Raw genomic sequence first — 11,400 nt, 5'->3', positions numbered from 1 at the left:
TTCAATTAAATTAACTTCCTAGTCCTGACTTTACTCACCAACTATAGTCAATTGCTATCTTGATGTGTTTTTGTTCTGAGTTCTTACAGCTTTAAACATTTAGAATTAAGCTATGCAAAGGTTAATTTTTATACTTCATGCTGTTACAATTCGAGCTTTTTTTCTCGTTCCACGTACTTGCGTCTTGATATTTTTTGTGAATGAGGGTGCGTCGTCACAAGCTAAAGTTCATTTTTAGACGTAGTTCAGTATAGAGCCCATTTGAAATTTATTATTAAGATGGTAAACAGATGGTAAACTGAGAAGAAAATTTAGAGAGAAAGAGAAGATGTCGTATACAAGTAGCTTAACAGATAAAGAGTGTTTGTTAATAGAACCAATATTGTCAGAGAATTTGCCAAAGGTAAAAAAAACCTAAAATGGACAAGCTTGATAATGATAGATTTACAAGCGGTGAAAAATACATGCAATGTGGGCATAGAAACAAAAGGTTATTGCTTTTACAAATCAACCAAGGGTATTAAACGGCATCTTGCAGTGGATAGTCTAGGTTTTCCATTTTTTACGCACTGTACTAAAGCGAATATTTCAGATAATGCAGGTTTGGTTGAAATGCTGACTCTCAATATTGATTACTTTAAGGAGAAACCCTTTAGACTTACCCAAAGTCACCATTTTATTAGATAATGGCTATCACCCTGACTCGATTACTAAAAAGCTAGAAGCTGTCTATCCAGAAATCATGACCAAAATCCAGTTTGAGCTTTCTCCTAAACCCTCTAAAAAGGAAAAAGCCGCTCAAGGGAAAGCTGGTTTTGTTCCTGTTAAAGAGCATTGGGTTGTCGATTGAAACGCTGCAAATCTCTTGTGAAGAACTTTGAGCATAATCTCTTTCATGCTAATCAAAAACTCAAGCTTTGCTTTATTCGACTTCTTCTCAAAAGGATCGCTAACTCCTAACTTTTAGGTCAAAATTTCAAATGGGGTCTATAGGACCCCATTTGAAATCTTTCGCTATTTTTTGCAATACTAATTTTGAGTTTAAAGCATGCTAAATCACAAAAAAGCGATATTTTATAAGATATTGAATTTTAGATGTACTTTAAATTACGCAGAATTCATTAATAGTATTAAAAATGGTTTTTAAATGATTATTTATAGATGTCAAATGGGTTCTATAGGATATGTAAGAAAACCCTTAGACTTATTCTAAGTGAGAAACCATGCACCTAACATAATTAGAACTAGAATGGCATGATTTCAGCCTGTAGATTAATTTACCAGCTACCAATCAAAATAAACCCAGCCCAATAATATGGATTTTTTTGAAGCCCTGTATTATTGTTCAAATATTTGACTTGTGTTTGTTGCCATGCAACTGCTTTAGAATTTATAGTTTTATTATCTAGTAAATTATCATAAAAATTCTCCATTAACTCTGCGGTCTCTTTAGCTTGAACCTCCCACAAGCTGCCCAATACACTACTGGCTCTGGCTTTAATTGCAACACCCGCAAGACCCAACATGGCATTCTCATCACTAGTTGCAGTATTACACGCACTTAATACTAGTAAGTTTATTGGTTTCTTATCTATTTTATTTCTCATCATTGCTTCAAATTTATCCATCAAGATATTATCTTGATATGCAACTAAGAAACGGCTGGATAATGTAGAACCAAATTCAGCATGAGTTGCAATGTGAATAATGCCATATTTTTGAGCAGACAAAGTATTTCTAAGATTATCTTGAATAAAGTTTTGATTTAGGAAGCTGCGTTTACCCATTCCGTAGAACTGTTTGTTTTTTAATGCATTATGTAATAGTTTAACATACCCTAATGGCATATAATTCCCTTGCTTCTCCGACAGGCCACCAAATAAAAATTTGTTGTTTATTAATAGTTTGCTGGGTTCAATTAGCCCAAGGTTAATGGCAGACACAATTGCATGAGTTCTTATTAATTCTCCTTCTCCCCTTCCATATAAGGCCGCAAATGGGATAGTAGAAAGCTTTTCATTCGGCACAATAACCAGTATGGAAATACCACTAATTTTATTAAAAATAGGCTCAATTAATAGTTGATATAGAGCTTTACTGACAGGTAAATATTTACTAAAAAACCAAATTTGACCATGAGTCGAGTTTGGCTTTTCTTTAAGCATTTTACCAAACTTCTCTAAAAGCATATCAACACTTCTTATGTCAAAACCAGGTCTTTTTGCGAGCTTTCCTAATTCATCTTGTATTTGCTGCTTTGAAACAATAGTTTGGCTTAAATAAATTGATTTACCATCTTGCTTGCTAATACCAGCTAATAGTAAAACGATGCGGTCTTCAAAGATAATGGGATAAAATGCAATGCTATCTGTAGATAATATTGTTGGCAGTGTTTTGGCATTTATCTCATTACTTAAATCAGCAACGCATTCATCTTCAAAATAATTTTGCAGTTTAGTAGATTTTAATTGCTCTATTGCATTCAGTGCAGCAAGTAACAGCTTTTGTTGTTCTTCTCTATCTGTCTGTTTTTCTGCTTGCTTTAGTAGTAAATCAGCATATTCCTTAAATAAATCATCATCTTTAGGTAGCATCTTTAACTGATAACTTGGAAAGATATTAAACATAGCGCGTCTAACAGGTTTTAAATATTTAATCGCGATATTGTAAAAATGTTTGGCTTGCTCAGTATCTCCTTGTTCAATATGGAGTTTAGCTAATTGCCAATACCAATAGTAAAGTAAAGTGATTGATTTATTTTGTTGACGAGTAAAGAATATGGCCTCGTTTAACAATGTTTTAGCTTTATTAAGTTTGTGTTGTTTTAAATACAGCACACCTAAATATCCATGGGCATAGGCATAAGACTCATCTTCAGGCTTATCTTTGAGCACATCTTTAGCAAATTTTAAAGCCTTCTCTCCTAAAAATTGTATCTCTGAGTCACGGTGATTGATTGCCAAAAAACCAAATTTAACCGCTTGTTTTGCTGTATCCGTTTTACTATCTTGTAATCGCTGTATAGTGTTCCATACAGATTCAAAATCTGGCTTTGATGTTTTTAAATTATTGTTTGCATTCGTTATAAATTTAGCTTGTAGTATATTATTTTCTATTTGGGCTTCGAGTAATACGTTGTTTACCTGTTTGCTTCTTGTTAGTGCTTGCTGATAAATATCTATTGGATTAGATAATCGATCAGATGTTTCTACACTTAATTCTAAATTAGCCCATAACATTAAGACTATTGCTTGCCATTCTGGATTATTTTCTTCCTCTGCTAATGTTCTGCTTTTCAGAAGAGCTATTCTTGAATCCCTCACTTGTTTAGTAAAAATATAATAATCTGCAAGTGCGTTAAGTGATTGAAATTCTTTTTCCTTATTGAATTTTTCACGAAAATATTGAACCGCCTTTTTTAATGATTCTTCGTGCCCGTATAGCAAACCGCGTTCTCTATCTCTATAATACTGTTCAAGAGCTTCTTCAGATTCAACAGCTTGATTTTGAGTAATTTCAATTGGCGGTGAACAACTATTTTGTGCTTGAATTATAGAAGAGAATGCAGCGAGGGCAATCATGATGCACGCAAAACTGATTAATTTCATTTTACTAACCTTTTTTCTATTACCTGCTACAGGTTATGCTAAATTAAATGAACCTATTATTGCAAGCTCTGAAAGCTGTAAAACGAATGTAAATAATGATGAGTTACTCAAAAAAGGTATTTTTCTATGCGAGCTTAGCCAGTTTAATCTTTCTTCAAATCCCTTTTCCAACATTTCTAACAAGCAATCGCTGACTAAAATAATAATTAAAGTTACAGGACAACACCCTAGTCTTCTTCACGGTGAATGGGATAAGTTAGAAAAATGGAATATTGGCAATGCAGATATTTATCTATTAAATTCTAATGGCATTATTCTCGACAAATTTAAGCCACAATTTGATATTCCACATAATTTATATTTTTCTACGGCTGATGATTTTTCAATTCAAACTCATCAATTTAAATTCAATGAAGTCCCTAAACCTATTGAAATAAAAGAGAGTATTCTGAAATTTGAAGCTAATAAGAGCCTTTCATTGTTGGGCGGTGAAATTCAGTCTTTAGATAGTTCTTTTATTTTACCTGATGGCAATATTTATATGATTGCAGCTCAAAGTAAAGGCTATGTAAATATTATAGAAAATACAGACTATAAGGCTTTTTTTGATAAATTAGCAGATATTGAAATAAAGAGAAAAGTCTATCGCCTGCATGATAAATTAAAGATTAAAGAGAATCCTTGTGACTTCCCAAGTGCAGCAGGTAAGAATGCGGATATTGATTTGACAGGGGAGGGAGGCGGCTTTGCTTTTTTACGTGCTCATAATCTCATACTAGATAATGGCTGGATATTTTCTGATACCAAGTGTTCTTTAGATGGGAAAGGTATTGATATTGAAGTTAATAATAATCTTGAACTTAAAAAGGCTGGCCGTATTACAACCGATGCGATGGATGATTCCACAGGAAAAGGCGGCAATATTCGTATTAAAGCGGGAAATCAGATTATTTTAGATTCCTATACTTTTGAAAAATATAAGTATAAAGAAAAAATAAAAGATAACACTAATTTTTATTTCGATCAAATGTTTAGCACGATTGCAACCAATGTTTATGCTCGAGGTAAAGGTGGAAATATTAATCTTGAGGCTAAACAGCTTATTATGAAAAATCGGGCAGCTATACAAGCCATTATTGATAGTGGTTCTAGTGGTGACGGAGGCTCAGTCAATATTCATACAGAAAGCAGTATCGAATTAGAAGACTATTCCCAAATAAATATGTTTGCAATAGAAGGGGCTAAAGGCAATCTTGGTCGATTACAGCTTAAAACACACTTTTTAAAATTACAAGATTCTGTGGTTAGGTTACAAAATAGAGGATATGGTCAAGGAGGAAATTTGTTTATCAATGCTACAAATATGGATATTTTCAATACAGATAAGAATTTAGCATGGATTCACAAAAAATGTCGCAGCTCAAAGATAAATAATACAACGCTGGAAAATACAAATTCGTCAAAGCCACAAGCCAGTATTTTAGGTTTCGTGAAACATAATGCTAAAAAAGCCAGTAATATTTGTATTCATATCAAAAACTTAACGTTATCCGAAGGGGCATATATTGATATTTCCTCGCGTAATCAAGCTAAAGGTGGTGATATTTCAATTAATGCAGATAATATTGTATTAAAAGGCGAAGTTTGTCCAAGCCGAATTATTAGTGCCACCATACATGATGGGGATGGGGGCAATATTAATTTGAATGTACAAAATCAACTTTTGATTAAACAAGGTTCTGCGATTATTGCCAGTAGTTATTGCAGTGCCAATAAAAAACTTTCAGTAAAATCTTGCAATGCAGAGTTGCAATCTAGCCAAATTGAAGAAACAGGCATAAGTGGTAATATTAATATTACAGGAAAATATCTCTCTATAGATAATGACAGCCGAATTACGGTCAAAAGCAGTAATAGAAAAAAAGCAGGCAATATTGATTTAATTTTTGATGATATTAAAGTACAGAATAAGAGTCGTATTAATGCTGCTTCAGATATAACTGGTGGTGGCAATATACAGATAAAGCTGAAACAACAACTTGAACTATCTGATAATAGCCAAATTACCGCAAGCACTTCAAAAAGCCACGAGCAATATTCTGGGGGAAATATTTATATTAAACCTGCTGAAGATAACCAAGCAATCAAGGCCATTATATTAAGCAATGAAAGTAATATTATAGCCAATGCTTATAAAGGAAAGGGTGGGGATATTTTCATAAAAACCAATGTGTTAATAAAATCTGACAATAGTAAAATTGATGCCTCGTCTAAACTAGGTATTGATGGTACAGAAAGAATTGAACAATTAGATGTAGGCTTTGCACAAAAAATTATTACACAACCTCTAGCCTTTGAAAGCCATAAATCCACATCATTTAGACCATGTTCAAAACAAGAACAAAATAAACTACTGATTCTTGAACAAGAATTTCTTATATCACATCCTTTTATTATTAACACGCCAATTCCTTTTCCAAAGCAAAAATCCACAGCAAACAAGCAACAACAAAACACCCCTAAAAATAATCTATACCTTCAACCTATAGAAGCTCCATTTGAGGTTAAAAAAATTATAACTATAGGAAAAACCCATTTTCTTCAAGAAATTACTAAAATCATCAAAAAACAAAATTTGCCTAAGAAATTATCACGTCAAGAATTGCTTGCTATTCAAGATGAAATTCAAGCTCTTTATGATGAATATTACAATAGTGCATTTGAAGGATATGACAAAGGTCAGATTTACAGTACCCATAATACGGTACGAATACCAAACCAAAATATTAACGATGGTATAGTTGAATTTCATATTACAGAAGAACAACTTGCAGAGATTCAATTTCTTAAAAAAGAGGATGAGGAACAATTGCCATTCTATCCTAATTTTATTAAATCTCATCTGTCTACAGGCTCAATATTCAGAACTCAAAAATTACATCAAGTCCTACAAAAATTACTCAATCAGGGCATTATTGGAAAATTTGACGCACGCCTACAAACGGGACAAAAAGCATCAGAAAAAATACTTTATATCCATTTAACAGAAGGTCAATTTAAATCATCTCAAAAACAAAGCATGGTTGAGCACTATAATCAGCTTTGTCGGGGAGATTATAGCTATAACATATTGGTAAATAACGTAAAAAAATGGTATCGGGACTTGTTGTTGAATCGAAAAAATACTCGTTTAGAATCATTTATTGCTCAGGAAAAATATGAAGAACATGATTTAGATGTTAAATCACAAAACAACCAACATAAACTTAGTTTAAATCAGCCTATTTATGAAAAACAGAAAAATACGGCCTGGGGCATTCGTAGTAAAGAGGCAATGAGCTTAAGCATTCAAGTTAAAAAGCAAGGCTTGAAAACTAAAGTCAAACAAAAATTGTTTAACATGTTTCCTAGTATGTTGGGAGGATGCAAGCAGCAGTACAGCTATGCTATTGGGCAACATTGGTTGAAGGCTTATGAGGAGGATTCATATTCTGAGCAAATTGATTCCCGTTTTGAAGTGGCCATCAAAGCTTCTAAGCAGGCTAAAATATTACATTATCAACGGGATAAAAAATGGAATGCGAATGCACACTGGAAATTAAACCTTCAATTAGCTAATCAGCACAACAACTTTTTAAATCATTTTGCGCTTAAAAATAATAATGCGATACGAGGTTATTCTGAACACAAATATGCAGGTAATAATGGTGTATCAAGTCGCTTTAATCTACAATTTCTTAGCCATCCAAAGGCTTTATATTTTTCAATGGGATTCTTTTTTGATATAGGTTCAGTGTGGAAAATGAGTAAATCTGATACTGAATTGTTAAAAACATTATGGAATCAGAGAAAACAACAATTATCTAAAAGTATTTCCATTTATCCGTATCCGTATGCTGGGAAAGACCAAAAATCTCCACAATACGTAGAAGAATTAAACCAATCATTTTGGAGTAAACAAGCTTCAACTCAACTTGCTAATATATTACAAAACCATTGGCAACAAAATTGGAATGCCTGTCATGAAATATTTGGTAAACAATTCAAAATTGACATGAATAAGCTAAACCAACTTGATATTTATCAAAAAGATGAATTGGGCAACCAGTGTCATTTGCAACTTTTAGCCAGCATCGGTATTCAGCTTAATTGGAAAATATCAGACATCCCTATTACCTGGGTATTTGCTAAAAAACTGTTTTAGTGAGCCGAAATCATGCTTAAATAGATAAATTTTCATCTTCTAAATATTCAGGTACAACGACAGGAATGCGGAGTATAAAAGTAGAACCATGACCTACTTCGCTTTCCACATTAATAGTGCCGCCCATCTTATTTGAATAAAACTGGGTAATGCTGAGGCCTAAGCCTGTGCCGCCATATTTGCGCGTACTGGAATCATCTTCTTGGGTAAATGGTTTAAATAAATCGTCGATTTGTTCCGCTTTAATCCCAATCCCTGTGTCTCGAATCTCAAACTGAATCCAAGCATCAGAGTTAATTAAAATTTTAGATACACTAAACCAAATATTGCCGTGCTCAGTAAATTTATCAGCATTAGTCAACAAATTTATTAAACATTGTTTTAAGCCAATTTTGCAAGAATGCATCTTACCTAGACTAGATTGGATTTGAGTGTGCAGGAAATTACCTTTTTCGGAAATGACAATGTGTATCGCGTCTAAAATATGAGTAACCACAGGCGCAAGTTCAAAATGTTCGTAAGTCACTTGCATATAACCAGACTCAATTCTAGAAATGTCTAAAATATCTCCAATGATGCCTAGTAAATTCTCGCCTGCTTTTTGAATATAGCCCAAATCTGGCAATAAACTATCCAAGCCTTCTTCTTCTAAATCCTCTTGCAACATTTCACTATAGCCAATAATTGCATTCAATGGGGTGCGTAACTCATGACTCATATTGGCCATAAAACGGGTTTTAGAACGATTTGCAACTTCAGCCGTGTTTTTGGCCTCAATTAAGGCTTTTTCAGCCTCTTTCTGTTCAGTTAAATCCATGTGTGTGCCGACCATGCGATATGGTTGACCTGTTTTCTCGTCCCAAACCGCAATCCCGCGATCTAAAATCCACAGATAACTACCATTCTTATGCTGCATTCGGTAAGTATGCTCATACGAGGGCTGTGATTTGCCTAAATAGGCTTGAATATTAGCCAACATTTCATCTTTATCATGAGGATGTATCAAGGCATACCATTGTTTAATCGTGTTCTCTAACTGATCATTTTTATAACCCAGCATTTCTTTCCAGCGGGTGGTTAAAAATAATTGGCCTTCATCAATCAACCAATCCCACAAGCCATCATTTGCCCCTTTCATTGCTAACTCAAAACGCTCTTCACTCTTACGCAATGCTTCTTCAGCTTGACGACGGGCGGTAATATCTTCGATACTGGCAATGACATACTGAAAATTCCCTTGCTCATCTTGAACTGGCACTGCTGCAATATTACACCAAATGGAATGCCCTTTTTTATGGACTAAACGCTTTTCATCGCTAATAGATTGCAATACCCCTGTTTGTAACTCAAATAGTTGTTGCTTAGTATGTTCATATTCTTTTTCACAGCTAATATTTTGATAGGTTAACTGTTTAATTTCTTGAGCAGAATAACCACAAATATTTTGAAACATGGTATTGGTTTGTACAAAATGACCTTGACTGTCTACCAATATAATCCCGATCGGTGCATGCTCAAATAGTTGTCTAAAGCGTTTTTCACTGACTTTTAACTGAGCCTCTGCATGTTTGCGTTCACTAATATCCACCATAATGCCCACCATGCCTGCGAGACTATCATCAGCATTATGAAATACAGTTTTATGGCAAATAACCTGATGAATATTGCCATCAGCAAAGGGTAGAGAGACCTCATAAACTTTGGCTTTCAAGTGACGGAATATTTCTGCATCAATTTCCATTTCTTGCTGTGCGATATTAGTAGGCAAAAATTCACTTGGAGTATGCTCAATTAACTGTTCTTTTTCCACACCCAAATATTGTTCATAGGCATGGTTACAGCCTAAGTAGCGACCATTTAAGTCTTTATAGAAAATGGGGTTAGGAATACTATTGAGTAAAGCTTGCAGGAAGATAAGATTATTGCGCTGCAAAATTTGAATGCGAGTACGTTCTTGCATCTCAGTTTCAAGCAATATATTTTTTTCAGCAAGTTGTTGAGTACGATGTATAACTTGGTCTTCTAAATTATTCCGAGCATCTAATAATTCAGCTTCAACAGTATCTGCATGAGCTGTAATCATTTCAAGGGAGATTTCTAAATCATTCTTTTCTACTGCTAATTGACTAACTTGTTCTTCAAGCTCCACAATTTTCTGTTGCATGGCCTGAACATCATCTAAGTTCCTTGTCAATGAATTGTCTCCCCTGATTGTGTCTTCTATGTCTAATCTTGGAAGAGGCATAACTACTCACCAGCTCATTGGGGTTAACAAAAAGGCTTAATATATCAATTGGTTTTGCAATAAGACACATACTATATTGATGTAAGCTTATTTTTTATGAAAAATAAACCAAGCTTTGATGCTACATTCAACTAAAGCGATTTGTTGAAATTAATTGGCCAGCTTACCCGCGTCCTAATGTACATTAGTATAAATGCTTTTCTTTACAATATAAGTGCAATATTAGCAAAAACCTTATAATTCTGTCTCAATCATAGATTTTTATGACGGGTTCATAGTTTTTAGCTAACTCAAATAACGTTGAGCCAATTTTACGTAGTTTTGTGCTGAGTACTCAAAATACTGCATTTCTTTTTCTGTTAGTGGACGAATTTTCTTTGCTGGACTGCCTCTCCATAAAAAACCACCTTCTAAAGTTTTATGTGGTGAAACGAGACTTCCTGCACCCAATAAAGTATAAGGTTCTAAAACCGCACCATCCAAAACCACAGAACCCATACCGATTAAGCAATGATGGTTGATAGTACAAGCATGAAGTGTGACTTGATGACCTACAGTAACATCTTCGCCAATAATCAATGGCAATCCTCCAGGACAATAAGCACTATCATGAGTGACATGTAAAACTGAACCATCTTGTACATTGGTTCTCGCGCCAATTTCAATATGGTGAATATCACCGCGTGCGACGGCCATTGGAAAAATGGAGGTATATTCCCCCATGCTCACATCACCGATGACAACGGCTTGCGGATCAACATAAGCAGTATCTGCAATATTAGGGGTTAAGTTTTCGAATTGACGAATCATAAGCTTTTCAATTTAAGTGGCTGATTAAAGAGTTTAAGTAGATTATATAGAAAATTTCTGCTATGGACTATTTATTGTGGGTTGTTATACTTATGGGTTAAGTCTTCATTGTGTCATCAAACTTGAACAGATAAAATATGACTAAACAATCAGTTGAACTCTCTTATGATTAGATATTATTTTTATACCATGCTGCGCATGACATTGCTCATGACCTTACTGTTAGGCTTATTTGCAGCCACAGGTGCAGCAGTTATTGTAGGCTATTTTTTGCCTCAACTTCCTTCTACTGAACATATTAAAGCGATTGATTTTCAAATTCCATTGCGCGTATATAGTCATGATGGAAAATATATGGCTGAATTTGGTACGCAACGTCGTATTCCTATTGAAATACACAAAATTCCACCGTTGATGATTAATGCGATGTTGGCAACTGAAGATAATCATTTCTTTGAGCATAGTGGCGTTAATTTTAAAAGTTTAATCCGTGCTGCCGTACACTTGGTTAAAACCCGTGGTGAGATTCGACA

The 11,400-nt window shown here is 34.2% G+C and carries 6 protein-coding genes; 3 read left to right on the top strand and 3 right to left on the bottom strand.

Annotated features, from left to right (window positions below):
• Nucleotides 1–628 precede the first annotated feature (628 nt).
• Nucleotides 629–850 (top strand): hypothetical protein, encoded by a 222-nt coding sequence (locus tag ABXH34_RS10555; RefSeq protein WP_353571846.1) that lies wholly within the window; start codon nucleotides 629–631, stop codon nucleotides 848–850.
• A 427-nt stretch (nucleotides 851–1,277) separates the two neighbouring features.
• Here ABXH34_RS10555 and ABXH34_RS10550 read toward each other — a convergent pair whose 3' ends face one another.
• Entirely contained in the window at nucleotides 1,278–3,608 is a 2,331-nt protein-coding gene (locus ABXH34_RS10550; RefSeq protein ID WP_353571845.1) for a CHAT domain-containing protein, read from the bottom strand.
• On the opposite strand from ABXH34_RS10550, the gene ABXH34_RS10545 reads away from it, so the two are divergent.
• Nucleotides 3,580–7,812, top strand: a complete 4,233-nt coding sequence (locus ABXH34_RS10545) for a hypothetical protein (protein WP_353571844.1) — start codon at nucleotides 3,580–3,582, stop codon at nucleotides 7,810–7,812. The genes ABXH34_RS10550 and ABXH34_RS10545 overlap by 29 nt on opposite strands.
• Nucleotides 7,813–7,828: 16 nt before the next feature.
• Here the strand turns inward: ABXH34_RS10545 and ABXH34_RS10540 are convergent, their stop codons facing one another.
• Nucleotides 7,829–10,006, bottom strand: coding sequence for a PAS domain S-box protein (locus ABXH34_RS10540; protein WP_353571843.1), 2,178 nt, complete (start codon nucleotides 10,004–10,006; stop codon nucleotides 7,829–7,831).
• A 336-nt stretch (nucleotides 10,007–10,342) separates the two neighbouring features.
• Nucleotides 10,343–10,867, bottom strand: coding sequence for a gamma carbonic anhydrase family protein (locus tag ABXH34_RS10535; RefSeq protein WP_353571842.1), 525 nt, complete (start codon nucleotides 10,865–10,867; stop codon nucleotides 10,343–10,345).
• 165 nt (nucleotides 10,868–11,032) lie between these two features.
• On the opposite strand from ABXH34_RS10535, the gene ABXH34_RS10530 reads away from it, so the two are divergent.
• Nucleotides 11,033–11,400: transglycosylase domain-containing protein (locus tag ABXH34_RS10530; RefSeq protein WP_353571841.1), on the top strand; the 368-nt coding region annotated here is incomplete at its 3' end.

It is taken from the genome of Candidatus Albibeggiatoa sp. nov. BB20, from assembly GCA_016744725.1.
Lineage (GTDB): Bacteria > Pseudomonadota > Gammaproteobacteria > Beggiatoales > Beggiatoaceae > Albibeggiatoa.
The sequence above is the reverse complement of the archived record's forward strand: the minus strand, read 5'-3'. Positions and strand labels throughout refer to the sequence as shown.

Excerpts from the sequence above, each read along its gene's own strand:
- ABXH34_RS10550 (WP_353571845.1), bottom strand. The coding sequence starts at position 3,608 with ATGAAATTAATCAGTTTTGCGTGCATCATGATTGCCCTCGCTGCATTC.
- ABXH34_RS10535 (WP_353571842.1), bottom strand. The coding sequence starts at position 10,867 with ATGATTCGTCAATTCGAAAACTTAACCCCTAATATTGCAGATACTGCT.
- ABXH34_RS10545 (WP_353571844.1), top strand. The coding sequence starts at position 3,580 with ATGATGCACGCAAAACTGATTAATTTCATTTTACTAACCTTTTTTCTA.